The 25,076-nt window shown below is 37.7% G+C and carries 17 protein-coding genes; 15 read left to right on the top strand and 2 right to left on the bottom strand.

Annotation, left to right across the window (positions count from 1 at the left end; genetic code table 11):
• Positions 1 to 153 precede the first annotated feature (153 nt).
• A complete protein-coding gene (locus tag GW534_RS00875) occupies positions 154 to 606 on the top strand; it encodes a DUF1934 domain-containing protein (RefSeq protein ID WP_161919168.1) in 453 nt (150 codons plus the stop codon).
• Entirely contained in the window at positions 603 to 2,285 is a 1,683-nt protein-coding gene (gene argS, locus GW534_RS00870) for an arginine--tRNA ligase (protein ID WP_161919167.1), read from the top strand. Before GW534_RS00875 ends, argS begins: the two co-directional genes overlap by 4 nt.
• Positions 2,286 to 3,709: 1,424 nt before the next feature.
• Here the strand turns inward: argS and cls are convergent.
• Positions 3,710 to 4,912, bottom strand: coding sequence for a cardiolipin synthase (cls, locus tag GW534_RS00865; protein ID WP_161919166.1), 1,203 nt, complete (start codon positions 4,910 to 4,912; stop codon positions 3,710 to 3,712).
• A gap of 293 nt (positions 4,913 to 5,205) precedes the next feature.
• Between cls and GW534_RS00860 the strand changes: the two genes are divergently transcribed.
• The 9 genes from GW534_RS00860 (at position 5,206) to GW534_RS00820 (ending at position 19,986) form a co-directional block, all read left to right on the top strand.
• Entirely contained in the window at positions 5,206 to 7,302 is a 2,097-nt protein-coding gene (locus GW534_RS00860; protein ID WP_161919165.1) for a (Fe-S)-binding protein, read from the top strand.
• A 336-nt stretch (positions 7,303 to 7,638) separates the two neighbouring features.
• On the top strand, positions 7,639 to 8,826 hold the full coding sequence (locus GW534_RS00855) for an acetyl-CoA C-acetyltransferase (RefSeq protein ID WP_161919164.1): 1,188 nt from the start codon (positions 7,639 to 7,641) through the stop codon (positions 8,824 to 8,826).
• Positions 8,827 to 8,968: 142 nt separating this feature from the next.
• The gene (locus GW534_RS00850) at positions 8,969 to 9,820 is read left to right on the top strand and encodes a 3-hydroxybutyryl-CoA dehydrogenase (RefSeq protein WP_161919163.1); all 852 of its coding nucleotides are present in this window, start codon (positions 8,969 to 8,971) and stop codon (positions 9,818 to 9,820) included.
• Positions 9,821 to 9,900: 80 nt separating this feature from the next.
• Positions 9,901 to 11,058, top strand: a complete 1,158-nt coding sequence (locus GW534_RS00845) for an acyl-CoA dehydrogenase (protein WP_161919162.1) — start codon at positions 9,901 to 9,903, stop codon at positions 11,056 to 11,058.
• Between the two features lie 102 nt (positions 11,059 to 11,160).
• Positions 11,161 to 12,294 (top strand): acyl-CoA dehydrogenase, encoded by a 1,134-nt coding sequence (locus GW534_RS00840; protein ID WP_161919161.1) that lies wholly within the window; start codon positions 11,161 to 11,163, stop codon positions 12,292 to 12,294.
• A 497-nt stretch (positions 12,295 to 12,791) separates the two neighbouring features.
• Complete coding sequence (locus tag GW534_RS00835; protein WP_161919160.1) at positions 12,792 to 13,439, top strand: TetR/AcrR family transcriptional regulator; 648 nt, start codon at positions 12,792 to 12,794, stop codon at positions 13,437 to 13,439.
• A gap of 92 nt (positions 13,440 to 13,531) precedes the next feature.
• Entirely contained in the window at positions 13,532 to 16,810 is a 3,279-nt protein-coding gene (gene icmF / locus GW534_RS00830) for a fused isobutyryl-CoA mutase/GTPase IcmF (RefSeq protein WP_161919159.1), read from the top strand.
• A 693-nt stretch (positions 16,811 to 17,503) separates the two neighbouring features.
• Positions 17,504 to 18,040: a DNA-directed RNA polymerase subunit delta gene (gene rpoE, locus GW534_RS00825; protein WP_161919158.1), complete on the top strand. Its 537-nt coding sequence runs from the start codon at positions 17,504 to 17,506 to the stop codon at positions 18,038 to 18,040.
• A gap of 335 nt (positions 18,041 to 18,375) precedes the next feature.
• Positions 18,376 to 19,986: a CTP synthase gene (locus GW534_RS00820; protein WP_161919157.1), complete on the top strand. Its 1,611-nt coding sequence runs from the start codon at positions 18,376 to 18,378 to the stop codon at positions 19,984 to 19,986.
• Positions 19,987 to 20,058: 72 nt separating this feature from the next.
• Here the strand turns inward: GW534_RS00820 and GW534_RS00815 are convergent, their stop codons facing one another.
• The gene (locus tag GW534_RS00815; RefSeq protein ID WP_161919156.1) at positions 20,059 to 20,580 is read right to left on the bottom strand and encodes a DUF2529 family protein; all 522 of its coding nucleotides are present in this window, start codon (positions 20,578 to 20,580) and stop codon (positions 20,059 to 20,061) included.
• Between the two features lie 348 nt (positions 20,581 to 20,928).
• On the opposite strand from GW534_RS00815, the gene GW534_RS00810 reads away from it, so the two are divergent.
• The 4 genes from GW534_RS00810 to glpX all read left to right on the top strand — a co-directional run bounded on the left by GW534_RS00810 (position 20,929) and on the right by glpX (position 24,971).
• Positions 20,929 to 21,306, top strand: coding sequence for a response regulator (locus GW534_RS00810; RefSeq protein ID WP_161919155.1), 378 nt, complete (start codon positions 20,929 to 20,931; stop codon positions 21,304 to 21,306).
• Positions 21,307 to 21,489: 183 nt separating this feature from the next.
• Positions 21,490 to 22,131, top strand: coding sequence for a fructose-6-phosphate aldolase (gene fsa, locus GW534_RS00805; RefSeq protein WP_161919154.1), 642 nt, complete (start codon positions 21,490 to 21,492; stop codon positions 22,129 to 22,131).
• Between the two features lie 457 nt (positions 22,132 to 22,588).
• Complete coding sequence (locus tag GW534_RS00800; RefSeq protein WP_161919153.1) at positions 22,589 to 23,875, top strand: UDP-N-acetylglucosamine 1-carboxyvinyltransferase; 1,287 nt, start codon at positions 22,589 to 22,591, stop codon at positions 23,873 to 23,875.
• A 133-nt stretch (positions 23,876 to 24,008) separates the two neighbouring features.
• Positions 24,009 to 24,971, top strand: coding sequence for a class II fructose-bisphosphatase (gene glpX / locus GW534_RS00795; protein WP_161919152.1), 963 nt, complete (start codon positions 24,009 to 24,011; stop codon positions 24,969 to 24,971).
• The last annotated feature ends 105 nt before the right edge of the window (positions 24,972 to 25,076 follow it).

Here is a 25,076-nt window from a genome sequence, read left to right as displayed (position 1 = left end):
GGAAATGTTTGACAGTGATTAAACGTATTCGCCAAATTTTTGAAGCAAATAGAAAATATACGATTATAAACCGTTTTTGCATTGAATTCAAACAAGGAAATCGCTAAAATGATATAGTTAAATATAGATGAACAACGTAGAGGATGTGAGGAAGTGCCAGCAACTGGGGCTCCGGTCAAAATTTCGACCACAATCAATATCAAACACCGAGATGGAAATCGAGAAAAATATGAGCTAATGGTTTTTGGTCAATATTATAAAAAGGGGAAAACATCGTATTTAATTTATGATGAATTTTTGGAAAAGAAGAGGAAAGTACATACAGTTGTAAAATTTTCCGAAAATGAAATTCCTGAAGCGAAAATTATTCGTAAAGGCTCATTAAATATGATGCTATCTTTTAAACAAAGAGAAGTAATGGGCGGTACATATAATACCAATATCGGTCACTTTAGAATAAAAACAAATACGAAGAAGTTAGCTTTTAAATGGGATGAAGAGGCTCGAGAAGGCAACTTAAATATTAACTATGATTTTTATATGGAAGAGCTCGAAGTAGGCTCCTATCAAATACAATTTAATTTTAAGGAGGACAAGGGAATATGAACATAGTACAAGCAGTAGAACAATCGATCAAAGATGAAATTAAACAAGCCGTTATCGCAAGTGGTTTAGCAGAAGAAGCACAAATACCAGATGTCGTTCTTGAAGTACCGAAGGAAAAAGCCCACGGTGACTATTCAACGAATATCGCGATGCAATTAGCCCGGGTTGCAAAAAGAGCACCACGTCAAATTGCGGAAAGTGTAATTGAGCATTTTGCTAAAGAAAAAGTTCATGTTGAAAAAATTGAAATTGCAGGTCCAGGCTTTATTAACTTTTTCATGGACAATAGTTATTTAACAGAATTAATTCCGAACGTTTTAAAAGCGGGCGAAGAGTATGGACGTACAGAATACGGTAAAGGTGAAAAAATTCAAGTTGAGTTTGTTTCAGCGAACCCAACTGGAGACTTACACCTTGGTCATGCCCGTGGAGCGGCAGTAGGTGATACATTATGTAATGTGTTGGATGCTGCTGGATACGATGTAACCCGTGAATATTATATTAACGATGCGGGAAACCAAATTAATAATTTAGCTTACTCAATTGAAGCTCGTTACTTCCAAGCGTTAGGTATGGATAAAGAAATGCCTGAAGATGGCTATCATGGCCAAGACATCATTGAAATTGGGAAAAAACTAGCTGAAGAATATGGCGATAAGTTTGTTAATGCTTCAGAAGAAGAACGGTTTGAATTTTTCCGGAAGTACGGTTTAGATGCTGAAATGGACAAGCTGAAAAAAGACTTGGAAAACTTCCGTGTTAAGTTTGATGTATGGTTCAGTGAAACTTCTCTATATGAAGATGGAAAAGTTGAAGAAGCATTAGAAGTTTTGCGTGAAAAAGGACAAGTTTATGATCAAGATGGTGCGATTTGGTTACGTACTACGGACTATGGCGATGACAAAGACCGTGTATTACGCAAATCTGACGGCTCATATACTTACTTCATGCCTGATATTGCTTATCATAAAAACAAATTTGAACGTGGTTTTGCGAAAGTAATTAATATTTGGGGTGCAGATCACCACGGTTACATTCCACGGATGAAAGCGGCAATGGAAGCTTTAGGCTTTGACCGTGAAGCATTAGAAGTGGAAGTAATCCAAATGGTTCAGCTGTATAAAGACGGCGAAAAAATGAAAATGAGTAAGCGGACTGGTAAAGCCGTTACGATGCGTGAACTTATTGAAGAAGTTGGTTTAGATGCGACACGTTACTTCTTTGCGATGAGAAGTCCAGACACTCATTTAGACTTTGACTTAGACTTAGCTGTATCTCAGTCCAATGAAAACCCGGTATACTATGCGCAATACGCCCATGCACGTATTTGCAGTATTTTACGTCAAAGTGAAGAATTAGGATTTGCAGTTAGTGCTGATGATGTAGCTGCGATTGATTTATCTTTAATCGGTGAAGAAAAAGAAATTGATGTACTGAAAAGAGTCGGTGAGTTCCCACAAGTGATTGTGGAAGCAGCTGAAAAACGTGCACCACATCGCATCACAAACTACATTCACGACTTAGCATCCACATTCCATAGCTTTTACAATGCAGTAAAAGTATTGGATCAAGAAAATGCGGAACTTTCGAAGGCACGCTTAGCATTAGTAAAAGCAGTTCAAATTACAATGAAAAATGCATTACGCTTAGTTGGTGTAAGTGCACCGGAAAGAATGTAATAATAGAGTAGAATAGGTACGCTTTTTGTGTTAACTGGCTTAGTTTGACCCTTGCTTGGGGTTTCTCGTTTAGGAGAAATCTCGGGCGAGGGTTTTTAATTGGGGGAGACGGGGCTAAAGGACAAAAGTTTGAGGGTAAAGAGGTGAAATGTCTTTTATGAAGCTTCTAAAGGACAGAAGTATGAGGAAAATGAGGTGGATTGTCATTTATAGGTTGTCAAAGAGACAAAATTTGAGGGCAAAGAGGTGAAATGTCTTTTATGAAGTGTCTTAAAGACAAAAATAGGAGAAAAATGAGGTGGATTGCCTTTTATAGGACATCTAAAAGACAAAACTTCAGATGTAAGGGAGAGAATTGTCTTTAATAAAGCTTGCTAAAGGACAAAGTGACAGGAAAATCGGCAAGAATTGTCTTTTATAGGCTTTCAAAAGGACAAAGCGCCAGGAAAATCGGACGAACTGTCTTTTATAGACCCTCTAAAAGACAAAATTCCAAGAAACTGTTCGTAAACTGTCTCTTACAAGCCTTCTAAAAGACAAATCAGGGCGCAAATCGAGAGAAAGTGTCCATCATAGGCGTGCTGAAGGACAAATCAATGCGCAAATCGAGAGAAAGTGTCCATCATAGGCGTGCTGAAGGACAAATCAGGGCGCAAACTGGGACAAAGTGTCCATCATAGGCGTGCTAAAGGACAAATCAATGCGCAAATCGAGAGAAAGTGTCCATCATAGGCGTGCTGAAGGACAAATCAATGCGCAAATCGAGAGAAAGTGTCCATCATAGGCGTGCTGAAGGACAAATCAATGCGAAAACCGGGACAAAGTGTCCATCATAGACGTGCTGAAGGACAAATCAGGGCGCAAACTGGGACAAAGTGTCCATCATAGGCGTGCTGAAGGACAAATCAATGCGAAAACCGAGAGAAAGTGTCCATCATAGGCGTGCTGAAGGACAAATCAGGGCGCAAACTGGGACAAAGTGTCCATCATAGGCGTGCTGAAGGACAAATCAATGCGCAAATCGAGAGAAAGTGTCCATCATAGACGTGCTGAAGGACAAATCAATGCGAAAACCGGGACAAAGTGTCCATCATAGGCGTGCTGAAGGACAAATCAGGGCGCAAACCGGGACAAAGTGTCCATCATAGGCGTGCTGAAGGACAAATCAATGCGCAAACCGACTCAAAGTGTCTTTCATAGACATGATAAAGGAAGAATTAGCACTCAAACCGAATCAAAATGTCTTTCATAAGTACAATGAAGGACAAATCAGCACGAAAACGAAATCAAAGTGTCCATCATAGACACGATGAAAGACAAATAATCGAGAGAATCGTACCAAACTGTCCTTCACAGATGCCAAGCGACAAACATCCAAAAAACTCCGGATTCTCACATAACCACAAACCACCCCACACACATCTCTACAACAACGGTGATAACAAAATTGCAAACAACTCTTTCAAAACGCCAACAAAATTCCTATGCCGCAACATATCCGCCGTCAATTTCGTTGATTTAGACAAATCCATCTCCGCAATTTCAAGCATTTCAATCACCATACCAGGATCTCGAAACATACTGTTTAGCTCGTGGTTAAAATAAAAGCTGCGGTTATCAAAATTCGCTGTCCCAACTGAACATATATCGTCATCAATAACAAACACTTTCGCATGGTAAAACCCCTCGCGATACCGATAAACGGAGCAACAATTCAATCGAATCAACCTTCGCAAAAACCGATACGAAGCCTCCTGGATCAAAGGATGATCACTCATCTCTGGAAGAATCAACACTACCTCCACACCAAGCTTAACAGCATCCAAAATCGCAGCAAACGCCCTTTTACTTGGAATAAAATATGGCGAACCGATAATAATCTTCCGTTTTGCCGAACTTATCATTTCCACGACTTTGTCTTCCCAACAATCTCCCTCAAAGGCAAAAAATTGGTGCTCAACACGTCCTTGTGCCAAAGCAGGATAATACAATTCTCGCTCATTCTCTTCAGGTCCCCGCCAAGTCGCTTCCGTCCAATCTGTTAGAAACTGCAATTGCAAATCCCACACACCTTCACCCGTAAAGCGGACATGGCAATCTCGCCAAGGGCTCAGCCTTTGATGAAGATCGATATACTCATTTCCAATATTAAAACCACCGAGATAGCCGATTTTACCATCAATAACAGTGATTTTTCGATGATTGCGATTTTGTAAGTGGAAAAAGAAAAAGGGGAAACTTGGCGTATGACAATATTCAATTTCCACACCTTTCAAACTCATCTCTTTCATAAGTCTACGTGGAAATCGGTGACTACCAACAATGTCAATTAAAACACGCACCCGTACACCTTCCTTAGCTTTCTCCTCTAACAAACGCAGTACTTTCATCCCAAATTCATCATTACGAAAAATATAAAACAACATATGGATATGGTGCTGGGCTTCCGAAATATCCGCCAACATTTTTTCAAACAATAAAGGACCGCTCGTGAAAATTGTAATGTCACTATGTCGAACAGGAAAGGAATGTTTTTTCACATGTTTTAAGTGGTGAATCCGCCCGAAATAATAATCAATAAAAATTAAAAACAACAAAATTATAAAAGCACCGAAAAAATACAGCAAAGGTTGGCCTCCCTTCACTTGGCTAGAGATATATTTTACTCTAAAATAACTTAATTATGCTATTTTCACGACAAATCAATTAAAAAATTTCTATTCAATTGAAGGATTTTGCTGATAAATGTCGTATATATCAATTTAATGGGAATTTTGTAAAAATTAAGCAAACATATTGACTGAACGCTCATTCAGTATATAATTAAAAATAAGGTGAAATGGCACTAATTCGTTCAACAATTTTTTAATCCATAGCTTTAATTAGAACAGAGGGAGAATACAAAAAAGGGGGAGGACAAATGAGTCAATCCTTATTAGTTGTTAACTGGATTGCAACAATTTCTGTAATCGCTTACGCGGCATATTTATTTGCTTACCTAATTAAAACGAGAGTCTCATATATTAAATTAGGTAAAAAAGAAGTGTTTGACCAAAACTTAAAAGAGCGTTTTAGAAACATATTAATTTTTGTTTTTGGACAGAAAAAATTATTGAAAGATAAAAAAAGTGGCGCGATTCACGTCATGATGTTTTATGGATTTATTCTCGTCCAATTCGGTGCCATCGACTTCATCATTAAAGGATTAATACCAGGTAAACATTTACCTTTTGGACCATTATATCCAGGATTTACATTTTTCCAAGAACTTGTCACATTAATGGTTTTAGTATCTGTTATTTGGGCCTTTTATCGTCGTTATATCGAAAAACTTGTGCGTCTAAAAGGCGGATTGAAAAATGGACTTGTCCTAATTTTTATCGGCACATTAATGCTCACTGTTCTATTAGGAAATGGAATGACAATGATTTGGTTTGGTGAAGATCCAGCATGGACAGCACCAGTTGCTTCCGTATTCGCTTTAGCTTTCGGTTGGATGGGAGAAACAGCGAGTATCGTCGTATTCTATCTGGCATGGTGGATTCATTTAATCGTGTTATTGGTATTCTTAATCTACATCCCGCAATCAAAACACGCACACTTAATTGCCGGACCAGCTAACGTATTTTTGCATCAAGCTGATAAAAAAGGAAAACTAACACCAATCGATTTTGAAGATGAAGATGCCGAGTCCTTCGGTGTAGGAAAAATCGATGAGTTTTCCCAGTTATCCTTAGTCGATTTATATGCCTGTGTAGAATGTGGACGTTGTACAAATATGTGTCCAGCATCAGGTACAGGTAAAATGCTGTCACCGATGGATTTAATCGTAAAAATGCGTGATCACTTAACTAACTACGGTGCAGCTGTAACATCCAAAACACCTTGGGTTCCACAATTCATGTTCAAAAATACGACAGGAAACCAATTGGCAATGCAAGCAAGTGGCTTAGGTGCTCAAGAAACGGCAGCAGCATCCATTTATGATGTTAGCTTAATCGGTGATGTCATTACAGAAGAAGAAATTTGGGCTTGTACGACATGCCGTAACTGTGAAGACCAATGTCCAGTTATGAACGAGCATGTAGAAAAAATCATTGATTTACGCCGTTATTTAGTAATGACAGAAGGAAAAATGAGACCAGATGCGCAACGTGCGATGCAAAATATTGAAAAACAAGGTAACCCGTGGGGACTAAATAAAAAGGATCGCGAAAACTGGCGTGAACTTCGTGATGATGTGTACATCCCAACAGTAAAAGAATTGCAAAAAGAAGATAAAGACTTTGAATACTTACTATGGGTTGGGTCTATGGGGTCTTACGATAACCGAAGCCAAAAAATTGCTTTATCCTTTGCAAAACTGTTAAACGAAGCAGGGGTATCCTTTGCGATTTTAGGTAACAGAGAAAGAAACTCTGGTGATACACCACGTCGCTTAGGAAACGAATTTTTATTCCAAGAATTAGCTGAAAAAAATATAAAAGAGTTTGAGAAAAACGGTGTGGAAAAAATTGTTACAATTGATCCTCACGCATACAATATTTTTAAAAATGAATATCCTGACTTTGGTTTTAAAGCAGAAGTTTATCACCATACAGAATTGTTATATCAACTCGTTAAAGAAGGCAAGCTTGTACCAAAATATGAAGTAAACGAAACGATTACTTTCCATGATTCTTGTTATTTAGGTCGATACAATGATGTTTATGACCCACCACGTGAAATCTTAAAGTCTATTAAAGGTGTTAAATTAGTTGAAATGGAACGTAATCGTGAAGATGCGATGTGTTGTGGTGCCGGTGGCGGTCTCATGTGGATGGAAGAAGAAACAGGACACCGTATTAACGTCGCAAGAACGGAACAAGCACTTAAAACTGAAGCAACAACAATTAGTGCTGGATGTCCATATTGCTTAACGATGCTTTCCGACGGTACAAAAGCGATTGAAGTAGAAGATACCGTAAAAACATATGACGTAGCAGAAGTATTAGAAAAAGCTGTTTTTGGTGATTAGTTAAAAAGTTGTATCATAATATAATAAAAATATTGAAAATTTTAAGAAATGAGTTAATCTAATATTAGAAAGATAGAGGGACCGACTTTTGTAAAAAAGAGGAGGTCCCCCTTATTTAAACATTCACCCCGAGCGAGCGTTCAGTCAATGTTTTTGCAGCAAATAATGATTTCTACATTTAAAAAACTTCTATGTTCAACTACAAATTGTTCCACACATCTCGTCTAAACAACAAGAGAATCTGAAGAGAATATTTTTACTAAGTAAGCAAAACGAAAAGTAAATATTAATATTTCACGCTCTATGAAAGCGATATCATTATCAAGGGGGATTAAGATGGGAAAAACAGTCATTTTAGACGGGGCAAGAACACCATTTGGCAAGTTAAATGGTGCATTGAGTTCTTTAAGTGCAAGTCAACTTGGCGGGATTGCCATTACAGAAGCATTAAAGCGTTCTGACTTAGGAACAAACGCAGTCGACCACGTTTTATTAGGTACCGTTTTACAGGGCGGACAGGGACAATTACCATCACGGCAAGCAGCTCGCAACGCAAATATCCCATGGGAAACAAAAACAGAAACGATAAATAAAGTATGTGCATCTGGAATGCGTAGTGTCGCACTAGCTGATTTACTCATTCGGGCAGGTGAGGCGAGTACGGTTGTTGCCGGTGGAATGGAGTCAATGTCTAACGCACCGTTTGTTCTTCCAAAGGCAAGAACTGGTTACCGTATGGGACATAGTGAACTTATTGACTTAATGATTTATGACGGTTTAACGTGCAGTTTCACCGGGGCACATATGGGGAACTACGGAAACGGTACAGCAGAAGAATTGAATATTACAAGGGAAGAACAAGACGAATGGGCCTACCGAAGTCATCAGAGAGCACTTGCAGCCATTGAATCAGGAAAACTTGTAGAGGAAATTGTACCTGTTGAAATACCACAACGGAAAGGTGAGCCAATTACGGTTTCTGTAGACGAGGCACCGAGGAAAGACACATCCGTTGAAAAGCTTGCAAAATTAAGACCAGCCTTTGATCCGAACGGTACGATTACGGCAGGAAATGCCCCAGGTGTCAATGATGGAGCATGTGCCCTCGTATTAATGGACGAGGAAAAAGCAGAAAGAGAAGGTCGAAAACCACTGGCAAGAATTTTAGCGAACGAATCCCTTGCAATTAAAGCGAAGGACTTTCCAAAAACACCAGGACTTGTGATCAACAAGCTTTTAGAAAAAGTCGGTAAAACAGCGGATGAAATTGATTTATTCGAAATTAATGAGGCCTTTGCAGCCGTTGCATTAGCTTCTGTCAAAATTGCCGGACTTGACCCGGAAAAAGTTAATGTGAACGGTGGTGCCGTGGCCCTTGGACATCCTATCGGCGCAAGTGGTGCGAGAATTATTTTAACATTAGCCTATGAATTAAAACGAAGAGGCGGTGGACTCGGAATCGCAGCCATTTGTTCAGGCGGTGGGCAAGGCGATGCAATTTTAATTGAAGTACCAAAACAATAATTGAAAAAACTTGAGAGGCAAGGAAGTGAAATCACTCATGCCAGTCACCTTCTGGAAAAACGCCACTACTACTTGCCTTTCATTTTCTAACTATAAAGGTGATTTGTTTAAATAATAAAATCATAATTTAGGAGGTCGTTACATGAATATAGAAAAAATCATGGTAGTTGGAGCAGGTCAAATGGGTTCTGGAATTGCACAAGTATGTGCCACAAACGGTTTCGAAGTTATTTTATATGACATTAATGAAGAAGCAGTAAACAAAGGACTAGCAAATATTTATAATTTATTGTCACGCCAAGTCGGCAAAGGGAAACTTACGGAAGAAGAACGGAAAGAGATCATAAACCGAATTCAACAATCGACAAATCTACAAGATGCGGAAGGATGTCAAATCGTTATTGAGGCTGCCGTTGAAAATATGGAAGTAAAAAAGGATATTTTTAAACAACTTGATGAAATCACATCACCGGAAACAATTTTAGCAACGAATACATCATCATTGCCAATTACCGAGATTGCCGCTGTTACGAATCGTCCTGAAAAAGTAATCGGAATGCATTTTATGAACCCGGTTCCCGTTATGAAGCTAATTGAAGTTATTCGTGGTCTGGCAACAAGTGACGAAACCTATGAAGTAGTAAATGATTTAGGTAAAAAGTTGAAAAAAGTTCCAATCGAAGTAAATGACTTCCCAGGTTTTATCTCTAACCGCATTCTTTTACCAATGATTAATGAAGCAATCTTCACCTTATATGAAGGTGTCGCAACGAAAGAAGCGATTGACGACATTATGAAATTAGGTATGAATCATCCGATGGGACCACTACAACTTGCCGACTTTATCGGATTAGATACTTGTCTTTATATTATGGAAACATTGCACGAAGGTCTTGGAGATGACAAATATCGTCCTTGTCCATTATTACGGAAATATGTAAAGGCCGGCTGGTTAGGTAAAAAGACAGGGCGCGGTTTTTACGTATATCAATAGAATTGTTTTTTAAAAGTTTATAAGAAAACGTTAACAAAATAAATTCAATTCTAATCTCCTATTAGAAAGGAGGTCGAAATATGAACTCACCAATTTCCAAGTCAAAACAAACTCATCAAACGACTGATGAGCAACAAATGCTAATTGAGATGGTCCGAGACTTTGTGAACCATGAAGTTGTTCCCTTCATACCAAACATGGAAAAAGGGGAATTTCCGCGCAATTTAATAAAAAAAATGGGTGATCTTGGGTTAATGGGAATTCCAATCCCAACGGAATATGGTGGCGCAGGCATGGATTTCAAATCGTATATTTTAGTAATTCATGAGATTTCGAAGGTCAGTCCTGCCCTTGGAGTCATTTTATCCGTCCATACATCGGTAGGAACAAATCCTATTCTCTTTTTTGGAACGGAAAAACAGAAACGTCACTATGTACCAAAACTAGCGTCCGGTCAATATTTAGGTGCCTTTTGTTTAACGGAACCAAGTGCGGGTTCGGATGCTTCGTCACTTCAAACGAGGGCTGTAAAAGATGGAGACGAGTACATCATTAACGGCAGTAAAATTTTTATTACAAATGGTGGGGAAGCCGACGTTTACATTGTCTTTGCCAAGACAAATCCGGAAGCGGGAAGTAAAGGTATTACCGCTTTTATTGTTGAAAAGGGTACCCCGGGACTAATTATCGGTAAAGATGAAAAGAAAATGGGATTGCACGGATCGCGAACGGTAGAAATCACTTTTGAAAATATGCGGGTGCCAGAAACAAATCGACTTGGTGATGAAGGAGACGGCTATAAAATTGCGTTAGCGAATCTTGATGCTGGTCGAATTGGTATCGCTGCCCAAAGTTTAGGCATTGCAGAAGGCGCCTTTGAACTGGCTTTAGGCTATGCGAAAACTCGCGAACAGTTCGGTAAACCAATTATATCTCATCAAGGTGTCGGCTTTAAGTTAGCTGATATGGCCACGCGAATTGAAGCTACAAAACAATTAGTCTACCATGCAGCCGAATTGAAAAATGAAGGTAAAAAATGTGCGAAGGAATCTTCGATGGCCAAAATGTTTGCTTCAGATACAGCGATGTATGTGGCTACAGAAGCCATTCAAATTCACGGTGGTTACGGATATACGAAAGAATACGATGTCGAACGTTATTTCCGTGATGCGAAAGTAACGCAAATTTATGAAGGAACAAATGAAATTCAAAAACTAGTTATTTCAAGACATTTATAAGTTTTATGTCTTAGGTTTATTTCATGTGTCTATGCAAAATTTTTAAAAAATCAATACAGTAAATACAGTGTTTAAGTGCACAACAATCAAGGGGGAAAAGAAATGAATTTCAAACTAACTGAAGAGCATGAAATGATTAGAAAAATGGTCCGAGACTTTGCCATAAACGAAGTAGCACCAACTGCTGCAGAACGAGATGAGGAAGAGCGATTTGATCGTGAAATTTTCGATAAAATGGCAGAACTTGGCCTAACCGGCATACCTTGGCCAGAAAAATACGGAGGTATCGGTAGTGACTATTTAGCTTATGCCATTGCTGTTGAAGAATTGTCACGTGTCGATGCATCGGTTGGTGTAACACTGTCTGCCCATACATCCCTTGCTGGTTGGCCAGTTTTCAAATTCGGCACCGAAGAACAAAAACAAAAATATTTACGACCAATGGCAGAAGGGAAAAGTATCGGTGCTTACTGTTTAACTGAAGCAGGATCCGGGTCCGATGCAGGAAACATGAAAACAATTGCAAGAAAAGAAGTCGATCATTACGTTTTAAATGGTTCAAAAATTTTCATCACTAATGGTGGGGTTGCTGATATTTATATTGTTTTTGCATTAACAGATCCAGAAAAGAAACATCGTGGGACAAGTGCGTTTATCGTCGAAAGCAGTTTCCCAGGCTTTAAAGTTGGTAAAAAAGAAGAAAAGCTCGGCATTCGTTCATCACCGACGACAGAAATAATTTTTGAAGATTGTATTGTCCCAGCTGAAAACTTACTAGGTGAAGAAGGGGATGGTTTTAAAATTGCGATGATGACGCTTGATGGTGGGCGCAACGGAATCGCTGCTCAAGCTGTAGGAATTGCCCAAGGTGCCCTTGATGCAGCCGTAAATTATGCAAAGGAACGGGAGCAATTCGGTAAACCGATTATGAAAAATCAAGGCGTATCCTTTAAATTAGCTGACATGGCGACAAATATTGAAGCTGCAAGATTATTAACTTATCAAGCTGCTTGGTTAGAATCTGAAGGTCTTGAATACGGTAAAGCATCTGCAATGGCGAAACTGTTTGCGGGTGATACTGCAATGAAAACGACAATTGAAGCGGTACAAGTATTTGGTGGTTACGGTTATACGAAGGAATACCCGGTGGAACGGTACATGCGCGATGCGAAAATCACACAAATTTATGAAGGTACGCAAGAGATTCAAAGATTGGTAATTTCAAGAATGCTTTAATGAGTGAACTTTGCAGTGTGTAGAATGGAAGGGAATATTTTTCTTAGAAGGGTTGCTCTAACCGCTCATTAAGATGAACAAATCGCTCATAGAGGTTACGATGTCGCTCATGAGGAAATAAAAGTGACCCTTCTTTGATCAAATCGCTCATATATCGAGAAAATTCGCTCTTAAAGTAGTTCGAATCGCTCATAAAAGTCCGATTCGCTCATAGGTAAAAAAAGTCGCTCATAAAATTGAAAGATTCGCTCTTAAAACAAACCGAATCGCTCTAAAAATATTCAAAATCGCTCATAAAAAGAATCAGACTTTGAAAAAACGCACTAATTTCTGCAATAGACGGACGAAATATAAGATTAAAGCAATAAATAGATCCGAAACATTTGGACTTAAGCATACAAAATTACAAGCTACCCTTAATTTATAAAAAAACGTTTTTTAGTAACATCAAAAAGTCTCTCACTCTGTCAACCTACCTAATATTGTGAGGTGGTTATTTGTCAGAAAAACAGAAAGTCCACTCAAATGTAAAAGATGAAAAACTAATCCAACTTCGTAGAGATCAAATCGTTAAAGGAGCTATTTCGCTTATTAAAGAAAAGGGATTCCACCGTACAACAACGAGGGAAATAGCGAAACTTGCTGGTTTTTCCATCGGTACCCTTTACGAATACATCCGGACGAAGGACGACATTTTGTATTTAGTTTGTGACCGAATTTATGATGAAGTACAAGAAAAAATTCAAAAAGTCCTCGATCTTCACCAAGTTACAACAGAAACAATGAAATTAGGTATCGCTGCCTATTTTCGCATTATGGATGAGATGCAAGATGAAGTACTCGTTTTATATCAAGAGGCGAAATCTTTATCTAAAGATGCACTTCCATATGTTTTAAAGAAGGAAATTCAAATGGTGTCGCTTTTTGAACAATTAATTAAAGACTACACGGAAAATTTAGGTCTCCCATTACATGAAAATCAAATTAAATTACTCGCTCACAATTTATTTGTCCAAGGACAAATGTGGGGCTTTCGTCGCTGGGCATTACGTAAAGAGTACTCATTAAAAAAATATACAGAACTGCAAACCGAGTTTTTTATCCAAACGATTCAATCCTATGCACTAACAAATAAAAACAATTAACTACAATAAATCTATCATTCTATGACATACATTAATTGGATTCCGTTCAAGGTGAAACTCAATTTAGAAGGTATAAATAAGGAGTGTTGAGAATGAGTAAAGTTGTTTACAATGCGAAACACCCAGTTCGTTTTGTTTCCGCATCAAGCTTGTTCGATGGTCATGATGCAGCCATTAATATTATGCGACGCATCTTACAAGCATCTGGTGTGGAAGTCATTCACCTTGGTCACAACCGTTCCGTAGAAGAAATTGTCAATGCGGCTATTCAAGAAGACGTACAAGGTATTGCCATTTCTTCCTATCAAGGCGGTCATATGGAGTTTTTTAAATATATGTATGACCTTCTCCAGGAAAAAGGTGCGGGCCATATTCGGATTTACGGTGGCGGAGGCGGTGTAATTTTACCGCGGGAAAAAAGAGAGCTAGAGGAATACGGAATTGCTGGGATTTTTTCACCGGAAGACGGTCGGAAGCTTGGTCTTCAAGGTATGATTAATAAAATGATTGAAGAATGTGATTTTTCCACAGTAACAACGGACTTATCCGACCAAATTGAACATTTAAAGAAATCGGATGATTATGCTGTTGCTAAGTTTATTACTTTAGCTGAACACTTAGTGGAAAAAAATGCACAAGGGATTGAGAAGGAACTGGCAGCTACGGCAGAAGAAACCCTTGAAAAAATTAAACAAAGTGCAAAAAACATCCCTGTCCTCGGAATAACAGGTACAGGTGGCGCAGGTAAAAGTTCATTAACGGATGAACTAGTCAGACGCTTTATTAATGAATTTCCAGATAAAAAGATTGCGATTCTTTCTGTCGATCCAACAAAACAAAAAACGGGCGGTGCTCTATTAGGCGACCGTATTCGGATGAACTCCATTTTCTCACCACGGGTGTATATGCGTTCACTGGCAACGCGTAAATCAAGAAGTGAACTATCACTTGCGATTAAAGATGCCCTTGCAGTTGTAAAAGCAGCAGATTACGATTTAATCATTGTTGAAACAAGTGGAATTGGCCAAGGGGATGCGGAAATCCGTGATATTAGTGACGTATCTTTATATGTTATGACAAGTGAGTTTGGCGCAGCTTCCCAACTAGAAAAGATTGATATGATTGATTTTGCCGATCTGATCGCCATTAATAAGTTTGAGAAAAAAGGTTCTGAAGATGCGAAACGACTTGTCCAAAAACAATATCAACGCAGTCACGAATTATTTGGCCGTGATTATTCAGAAATGCCGGTATACGGAACAATTGCTAGCCAGTTTAATGACCCTGGAACAAATGCGCTTTTTGCCGCTCTTATTGAAAAATTAAATGAGAATTGCGGTCTCGATTGGAAGACGAACTACTCAAAGGATGAAGTATCTGGTAAGCGGGATACAATTATTCCACCGAATCGGAGTCACTATTTACGTGAAATCGTAGATACGGTTAGAAACTATCATAAAAAAGCGGAAGAACAGGTTGAGTATGCACGTAGCCTATTCCAAATTGAAGGGGCTATTCAACTAGCGAAGGAAAAAGGCGATAGTGGTGCCATCATCAATTCTTTAGAAGTGTTAAAGTCTGAAATTGAAGCGAAATTAACCGACGAATCTAAGAAAATTTTACAAAAATGGGATGAATTAAAAGAAAAATATAACCAAGATAAAATCGTAACAAAAGTGCGTGATAAAGAAATTGTTACGGAACTTAAAACGGAAACTTTATCCGGCTTGTCAATTCCAAAGGTTGTTTTACCGAAATATAAAGATTACGGCGAAATCTTAAATTGGGTGTATAAAGAAAACGTACCGGGTTCTTTCCCATTTACCGCTGGCGTTTTCCCGTTTAAACGAAAAGGCGAAGATCCGAAACGTCAATTTGCTGGTGAAGGAACACCGGAGCGGACGAACCGTCGATTCCACTACTTATCGAAGGATGACCCAGCAAAACGGTTAAGTACCGCCTTTGACTCGGTAACGTTATACGGTGAAGATCCAGATTGGCGTCCTGATATATTTGGAAAAATTGGTGAAAGTGGCGTAAGCGTTTGTACGTTAGACGACATGAAAAAACTGTATAAAGGCTTTGACTTATGTCATCCATCCACATCCGTATCGATGACGATTAACGGTCCGGCACCAATTTTACTCGCCATGTTTATGAATACGGCCATTGACCAACAAGTTGAAATTCAAGAAAAGGAGCTTGGTCGTCCACTAACTAAAGAAGAATATGAAAAAGTAAAAGCATATACGTTATCAACCGTTCGCGGTACTGTTCAAGCCGATATTTTAAAAGAAGATCAAGGACAAAACACATGTATTTTCTCAACCGAATTTGCCCTACGAATGATGGGGGATATTCAACAATACTTTATTGAAAACAATGTGAGAAATTATTATTCTGTATCCATTTCTGGCTATCATATTGCGGAAGCGGGCGCAAACCCAATTACGCAACTTGCCTTTACATTAGCAAACGGCTTTACGTATGTTGAATATTATTTAAGCCGCGGGATGCATATTGATGATTTCGCACCTAATTTATCCTTCTTCTTCTCAAATGGTCTTGACCCAGAATATAGTGTCATCGGTCGAGTCGCACGTCGTATTTGGGCAATTGTGATGAAGGAAAAATACGGTGCCAATGAACGTAGTCAAAAGTTAAAATATCATATTCAAACATCAGGTCGTTCACTGCACGCCCAAGAAATTGACTTTAACGATATTCGCACAACGCTACAGGCGCTAATGGCGATTTACGATAACTGTAACTCCTTGCATACGAACGCCTATGATGAAGCCATTACAACACCAACAGAAGAATCCGTCCGCCGCGCCATGGCAATACAAATGATTATTACGAAAGAATACGGCTTAGCGAAAAACGAAAATCCGTTACAAGGTTCCTTTATCATTGAAGAATTAACAGACCTTGTTGAAGAGGCAGTTTTACAAGAATTTGAACGAATTAATGATCGTGGTGGCGTCCTTGGAGCGATGGAGCATCAATATCAACGTGGGAAAATCCAAGATGAATCGATGTACTATGAAATGAAAAAACATACAGGTGAATTACCAATTGTTGGTGTAAACACATTTTTAAATCCAAACCCTCCATCTGAGGAAGAAATCGATAAAATGGAAGTTGCACGGGCAACAAAAGAAGAAAAAGAAACACAAATTCACAACTTAAATGAGTTTAAAGAAAGAAATAAAGATAAAGTCGATGCTGCACTGGAAAGACTAAAAGAGGTAGCCTTATCTGGTGGTAATATTTTTGAAGAATTAATAGAAACAGTCAAGGTGGCTAGTCTTGGTCAAATTACTGCTGCTTTATATGAAGTCGGCGGTCAGTATCGAAGAAATATATAGTAAAATAGGTAGTGCTGTTCAATAAGTCCAAAATACCGACATTTTTCAAGTGAAGTTGGCGGCGACTCGGAAAAATGTAAGACATTTTTCCTGCGGTGCTTATCCAAAGAAGGATACTCAGAGTCCAGCGGGAAAAGCGTGAGTCTTGAGACCCCTAGAGACGTGTCTTGCGAGGCGAGAAGGCTCAGAGCAGCCCCTAGGAAAGCGTCCGCCAACGGAACAACGCGTTATGTGAGAAATGTTCGGAGCGGAGACTTTATGAACAGCTTTTATTATTCGAAAATGATTTGATTATTTACTGATATGTTGTAAACTATATGATGAATAAACTTTGTCATTAAATTGACTACTGAATTGACAAATCCTAATATTTAGGAAGTGAATGGTTTTTGAAAAAAATACTTCTTGGATTAGGCGTATTTTTAATTACTGTCTTAGTGATCGTCATCTTTTACAAAAGACAACTTGGTGCTATACCTTTATTATTACTTGCAGTATTATTGATTTATAAATCCTTAAAAGTTTTAAAGGATAATGATTAGACATCTATTAAGTTTGCCTAGCATAAATTAAAAACTTTTGTTTATAATGAATAATATGTCAAATTTTCGGGTAAAAATGTTTTCGAAAAACGATATACTAGATATAATTAGAGAACAAAAGCTTTTGTTTAGATAGAAAGGACGTGCAAAAGTGAATTTTAGCGAATTAACGAAAGCAGAATTGCATGAAATGTCTTTGATTGAAATTACGTATCAAATTTTAAGTGATAGAAAACAACCGATGGCATTTAATGAAATAGTTGATGAAATTGTAGAATTACTAGGTAGTTCAAAAGAAAGTGTTGTTGAAAACATTGCGCAATTTTACACAGATTTAAATATCGACGGTCGATTCTTAAACGTTGGTGGAAATACTTGGGGAATTAAAGGTTGGTATTCCGTAGACCAATTTGAAGATGATATCGTACCAACGGTGAAAAAGAAGAAGAAAAAAGCGAAAATCTTGGATGATGAATACGATGAAGTATTAGATGAATTTGAAGATGAAGATTTAGATTTAGATGAATTTGAAGATGAATTAGACGATGAAGATCTTCTTGATGATGAAGATGACTTAGAAGATGATCTAGATGATGTCGATGATGAGTTTGAGGAGGAAGATGATTTACTCATTGACGATGAATTTGAAGATGAAGATTTAGATGAAGAACTTGATGAAGAAGATTAATTTACAATTCGATTAAAATTTATAAAAGCGAATTAAATCGCTTCTTGACATTTTATTATTTAGTCGGTAATATCTTACTTGGGCTCAGAAAAAATAGATAGCAGTGAAATTAAATAACAAACAAGCTCCCTTACATCCGTAAGTGGAGTTTTTTTATTTTTATAAATGGATTACAGGCACAGGTCCCTCGTCGCAATGAAATGAAACACAGGGACAGACCCCCTGTACCTGTCCCCCTGTATCATTAAAAAATGGGACACGGAACCTGTCCCCCTGTATCATTTTCAAGTTTTGGTAAACAATATGAAAAGTAAATATTAAGGAGAGGTTTTTGTATGACAAAGTATGTATTTGTCACAGGAGGCGTTGTTTCTTCATTAGGTAAAGGGATTGTTGCTGCCTCTTTAGGACGTTTATTGAAAAATCGTGGTTTAAAAGTAACGATTCAAAAGTTTGATCCGTATATTAACGTTGACCCAGGGACAATGAGTCCGTACCAACACGGTGAAGTTTTTGTTACTGATGATGGTGCAGAAACAGACTTAGACTTAGGTCACTATGAACGGTTTATTGATATAAATTTAAGTAAATATTCCAATGTAACAACAGGAAAAATTTACTCCCGTGTTATTAAAAAAGAACGTCGTGGTGAATATTTAGGTGCAACTGTACAAGTTATTCCTCATATCACGAATGAAATAAAAGATCATCTATTCCGTGCCGGTAAAGATACGAATGCCGATGTTGTGATTACTGAAATCGGTGGTACAGTTGGTGACATTGAATCCCTTCCATTTCTAGAAGCAATCCGCCAAGTAAAAAGTGATTTAGGTTCAGATAATGTCATGTATATTCATTGTACCCTTGTTCCTTATATTAAAGCGGCTGGTGAAATGAAAACTAAACCAACCCAACATAGTGTGAAAGAGCTTCGTGAGTTAGGTATTCAACCGAATGTAATCGTTGTTCGTACAGAAATGCCTATGCCACAAGAAATGAAAGATAAGATTGCGCTATTTTGTGATATTAATGCAAATGCAGTTATTGAATCTAGAGATGCTGAAACATTATATGACATTCCATTAGCAATGCAAGAACAAGGTCTAGATACGTTAGTATGTAATCATTTGAAACTTGTTACTCATGAACCAGATATGACTGAATGGCAAAATCTAGTAAATAAAGTAAAAAATCTATCAAAAACTGTAAAAATTGCGTTAGTCGGTAAATATGTTGAATTACAAGATGCATACATATCTGTTGTTGAATCAATGAAGCACGCAGGCTATTGTTTTGATACAGATATTGATATCGATTGGATTAACGCAGAAAATGTAAATGATGAAAATGTTGCTGATTTGCTTCGAGATGCAGACGGCATTATCGTGCCAGGTGGTTTTGGTGATCGTGGTGTAGAAGGAAAAATTTCCGCGATCAAATTTGCTAGAGAAAACAAAGTTCCATTCCTAGGTATTTGTTTAGGAATGCAATTGGCATCGGTCGAATTTGCTCGTCATGTACTAGGTTTAGAAGATGCACATTCCAGTGAGTTAAAACCTGATACAAAAAATCCGATCATTACACTATTACCAGAACAAGAAGATGTAGAAGATATCGGGGGAACTTTACGCCTTGGTTTATATCCATGTAAACTACAAGAAGGTACAAAGGCTTATGCAGCATATGAAGATGAACTAATTTATGAACGTCATCGTCACCGTTATGAATTTAACAACGAATACCGTGAAATGATGGCTGCAAAAGGATTCGTCTTCTCTGGTTTAAGTCCAGATGGTCGTTTAGTTGAAATTGTTGAATTGAAAAACCATCCATGGTTCGTTGCTGCCCAATTCCATCCGGAATTTAAATCAAGACCAACGAAGGCTCATCCATTATTTAAAGACTTCATCGGTGCTTCTTTAAATAATAAAGAAGGTAAAAATTAATCTAGTTCTCACGTAATAAAAAGGATTGACTCAACAACTTTATCGTTGTACAAGTCAATCCTTTTTTAATCTTTAATAATCCTCAATCATATCATCGATAATAAATTTCATATGATGATACACGTATAAGGCTGCAAGTAAATATGGGAAACCTTTTCGCTCACCAGTCATTGTCGGCACAAGCCCTTTATCTAAATGCAAATCAACAAATGCATGGGCAAGGTTTTCGATTGGGCTCACTTCTTTAGCATCTTTAACTCCCAGCACCATAAAGCTCACTTGTTTCTCGTGTAAAGTTTTACCAAGTTCTAATACTTTTTCGCTTTGTGCATTTTTAGTAACAATTAAAACTCGGTCAGCAGTAGATAAACTTGGTAGCACATCATCCGTCAATTTTTCAACTCTCGGAAGCGGATCTTGTCCGAATTTTGCTTGTAAAAAGACACCTTCTAACTCGTCTTCTCCATATATATAAATGGAGCCTTCACCAACTAGCGCCTGAGCTAACAGTCTAGCCCCATCTTCAATATCTAATTCCTGTTTATCAATTTTTTGTAAACGCCCAATTAATTGGGTAGTAAAAATCTTTTCCAAACTCATTCACTCCTTTATACCCATATTTTAGCAAAAAGATTAGGTAAAAAAATGCTGTATACATTTTAAATAAAAGTTTCCTAATAATCCATTATACTAACTTTCCTAAATATGAGAGTGATATTGTTCATTGGGAAAGGAAATTTAGCCGAAAAAATGAAGAAGTTTCGTAAAAAGTTCACAAAACTATCAAAATGTAAAAGGATTTAGCCTAATGGTGTCGAACCTAGTATTTGGTGAAGCATGTAGATTTAGTAGTTGAAGGTCAGGATTGATATGAATATTTTTACCAAGATAGATTTTCAAAAACATACTAGTTACCAACTGTTAGCCGAAGGGAGAAAAACTATGAGCAAAGGGAAAGTTTTAATTGTTGACGATCAGTTAGGCATTCGTGTTTTATTAAATGAAGTTTTTCAATTGGAAGGGTATCAGACGTTTCAAGCGGCAAATGGTCCGAAGGCAATTGAACTGGCAAAAGCCCATAATCCAGATATCGTTTTACTAGATATTAAAATTCCGGGCATGGATGGGTTAGAAATTTTAAAGAAGCTAAAAGATTATAATCCATCAATCCAAGTAATTATCATGACCGCCTATAGTGAACAAGATTTAATTAATGAAGCCCTCGAAAATGGTGCACTAACGTATTTTGCTAAACCTTTTGATATTAATGAAGTAAAAGAAACGGTTAAAAACTATATTAATATAGAGTCATTATCGTAATATTAATCGAATTACATAGATTTCTTACGAAAAATAGGTTATTCCTAATCATTTAGAATAAAAACAATCATGTTGACTCACTCTAAATATAAAAGAAAGCTACTTACCAACCCGTTTTCCTCAATAAAGATTTAGATCCACGACTTATTAAACGTTTTTTATGGAAAAAGAGGAGGAGTCAACATGAAATTTTTCATCGATACGGCAAACATAGACGAAATAAAAGAAGTATTCGAATATGGTGTTATTTCTGGCGTTACGACCAACCCATCTCTTGTTGCGAAAGAAAAAGATGTCAGTTTTGAAGAGCGGTTAAAAGAAATTACTGAAATCGTCCCTGGTTCGGTGAGTGCAGAAGTCATTGCGACGGATACAGAAGGGATGTTAAAAGAGGGACGGGAATTGGCGGCGATTGCTCCAAATATAACAGTTAAAGTTCCGATGACAAAGGATGGTTTACGAGCGGTATCAACCTTTGCCAAAGAAGGAATAAAAACGAATGTCACGCTTATTTTTTCCGCAGGCCAAGCCTTATTAGCTGCTCGCGCAGGGGCGACGTATGTGTCACCATTTTTAGGACGTCTTGATGATATCGGTCATGACGGACTTGAATTAATATCTGAAATAGCCACGATTTTTGAAATTCATCAAATTGATACAGAAATTATCGCTGCATCCATCCGCCATCCAATGCATATAATCGAAGCCGCTATACGAGGTGCCCATATCGCGACATGTCCATATAAAGTATTGAACCAATTATTTACCCATCCGTTAACCAATCAAGGGATTGAGAAGTTTTTAGCTGATTGGAACAAACGATAGGTAGAAAATCAATTTTATCGAATACGTAGGCCAAAGCATAGAACGATAAGTTTTTGCATTGGCTTACATTTTAAATATGAATTAATCCTTGTCATCACTTCCCATCTTTCATTTTCCCAATTAAAATATAATATTCTCTCCAAGTTTTAAACCACGTATATAATAAGTAATTACCGAGAATTTTATTTTGCAAATTGAGCGTTACTTACTCTCCAAGTATCGTTCTGTCAAATATGTTATAGAATGTTGAAAAAATTTTGTGTAAATTCTGGAACAACTTCAAAATAGTTATAGATTTAGTTGAACTACAGTGAAAGAAATGATATAAACAAAATGAAGTCTTATTTTGAGTTGTTTAATAATTGGTTAAAATATAGATAATTAACGAGCGTAATAAAAGTTAAAACAGTTACTTATAGAAGAAAACAGATTTTTTAAACGGAAAAGGAGAGTCCAAATGGAAAAGATTAAAATTCGTGGTGGCCAGCCACTTAAAGGGACCGTTAAAATTAGCGGCGCGAAAAATAGTGCCGTTGCTTTAATTCCAGCAAGTATTTTAGCGGAGTCACCGGTAACGATAGAAGGTTTACCAGAAATATCAGATGTTGAGATTTTAAAAGGATTACTAGAAGAAATCGGTGGAGTTGTAACCCTTGATAATCAAGAAATGACAATCGACCCAACGCGAATGACATCAATGCCACTACCAAATGGGAAGGTTAAAAAACTACGTGCTTCCTACTATTTAATGGGAGCGATGCTAGGACGTTTCAAAAAGGCGGTAATTGGTTTACCTGGTGGTTGTCACCTCGGACCACGTCCAATTGATCAACATATTAAAGGATTTGAAGCCTTAGGTGCCGAAGTAACCAATGAGCAAGGAGCAATTTATTTACGAGCGGAAGAATTGAAAGGTGCTCGTATTTATTTGGATGTCGTTAGTGTCGGTGCGACGATTAACATTATGTTAGCAGCTGTCCGCGCAAAAGGAAAAACGATTATTGAAAACGCAGCAAAAGAACCAGAAATTATTGATGTTGCAACATTACTAACAAATATGGGTGCAAAAATTAAAGGCGCAGGAACGGATACAATTCGTATCGAAGGTGTTGAACGTTTACAAGGATGTCGACATACAATTATCCCGGACCGGATTGAAGCTGGTACATACATGATTTTAGCTGCTGCTCAAGGTGATGAGGTATTAATTGATAATGTCATTCCTGACCATTTAGAATCACTAATTGCAAAGTTACAAGAAATGGGCGTCTCCGTTGAAACATCCGATGATCAAGTGTTTATTTCACGAGCAAGCAATTATAAACCTGTCGATGTCAAAACCCTTGTTTACCCAGGCTTCCCTACAGATTTGCAACAACCGATGACTACTCTACTAACAATGGCTGAAGGAACTAGTGTAGTGACGGATACGATTTATTCAGCACGTTTTAAACATATTGATGAGTTAAGAAGAATGAATGCTAATATAAAAGTTGAAGGTCGCTCTGCAATTATTACCGGTCCCGTTCAACTAGAAGGTGCAAAGGTGAAAGCAAGTGATTTACGAGCAGGTGCTTCACTATTAATTGCCGGTTTAATCGCAAATGGCGTCACTGAAATCACTGGAGTAGAACATATTGATCGTGGTTATAGTCATGTTGTTGAAAAACTACAAGGTATCGGTGCTGATATTTGGCGTGAAAAATTAACTGAAGCGGAAATTCAACAAGTGAAACAGTCATAAAATCACGCTAGTAAAAGGAAATTAGTGCAGAAACTCCTGTTACAATTAAATTACTTTGTTTTCGTATAAAAATAATGTGATATAATGTAAAACGAATTATTTCGCATATACTAAAATGCCAGGGGGAGCAATTATGGAAAGAAGTTTATCAATGGAATTAGTACGTGTAACCGAGGCTGCAGCATTAGCTTCTGCCCGTTGGATGGGAAGAGGTTTAAAAAATGAAGCAGATGATGCTGCGACTACAGCTATGCGTAACGTATTAAATACCGTTCCGATGAGAGGTACAGTTGTTATTGGTGAAGGAGAAATGGACGAAGCACCAATGCTGTATATTGGTGAGGAATTAGGTACGGGAACAGGTCCTGAAGTTGATATTGCGGTTGACCCTGTTGAAGGAACAGCTATTGTAGCATCAGGTGGTTGGAATGCTTTAGCGGTACTTGCTATTGCAGACCGCGGTAATTTACTACATGCACCTGATATGTATATGGATAAAATTGCAGTTGGACCAGAGGCTGTAGGACAAGTTGATATAAATGCACCGGTTATTGATAACTTAAGAGCTGTTGCAAAAGCAAAAAATAAAGACGTTGAAGATGTGGTTGCCACAGTTTTAAATCGCCCTCGTCATGAAAAAATTATTCATGAAATTCGCGAAGCGGGTGCCCGTATTAAATTAATTAATGAAGGTGACGTGGCAGGAGCAATTAACACAGCTTTTGACTTCACTGGCGTAGATATATTATTTGGAAGCGGCGGTGCCCCAGAAGGCGTAATTGCTGCTGTAGCATTAAAATGTCTAGGTGGAGAACTACAAGGTAAATTACTCCCACAATCCGAAGAAGAAATTGAACGTTGTAAAAAAATGGGTGTAGATTACCGTAAAACGTTAATAATGGAAGATCTAGTTAAAGGTGATGACGCAATCTTTGCTGCATCTGGTATCACTGACGGTGAACTATTAAAAGGTGTGCAATATAAAGGTACCTATGGAACAACTCATTCCTTAGTAATGCGTGCAAAATCAGGTACTGTTCGCTTTATTGAAGGCCGTCATAGTTTGAAGAAAAAACCTAACCTTGTAATGAAATAATAAATTATAGAATTAAACCCAATTATGTTCGTCTGTTTCTTCGAACATAATTGGGTGTTTTAACTCAAATTAAATTTTGAATTTTATGATAGGATACAAAAAGCA

Source organism: Pallidibacillus pasinlerensis, assembly GCF_009996845.1.
Classification (GTDB): Bacteria; Bacillota; Bacilli; order Bacillales; family Caldibacillaceae; genus Pallidibacillus; species Pallidibacillus pasinlerensis.
Note: the sequence above shows the minus strand (reverse complement) of the source record. Positions and strands in the feature narration are given on the sequence as shown.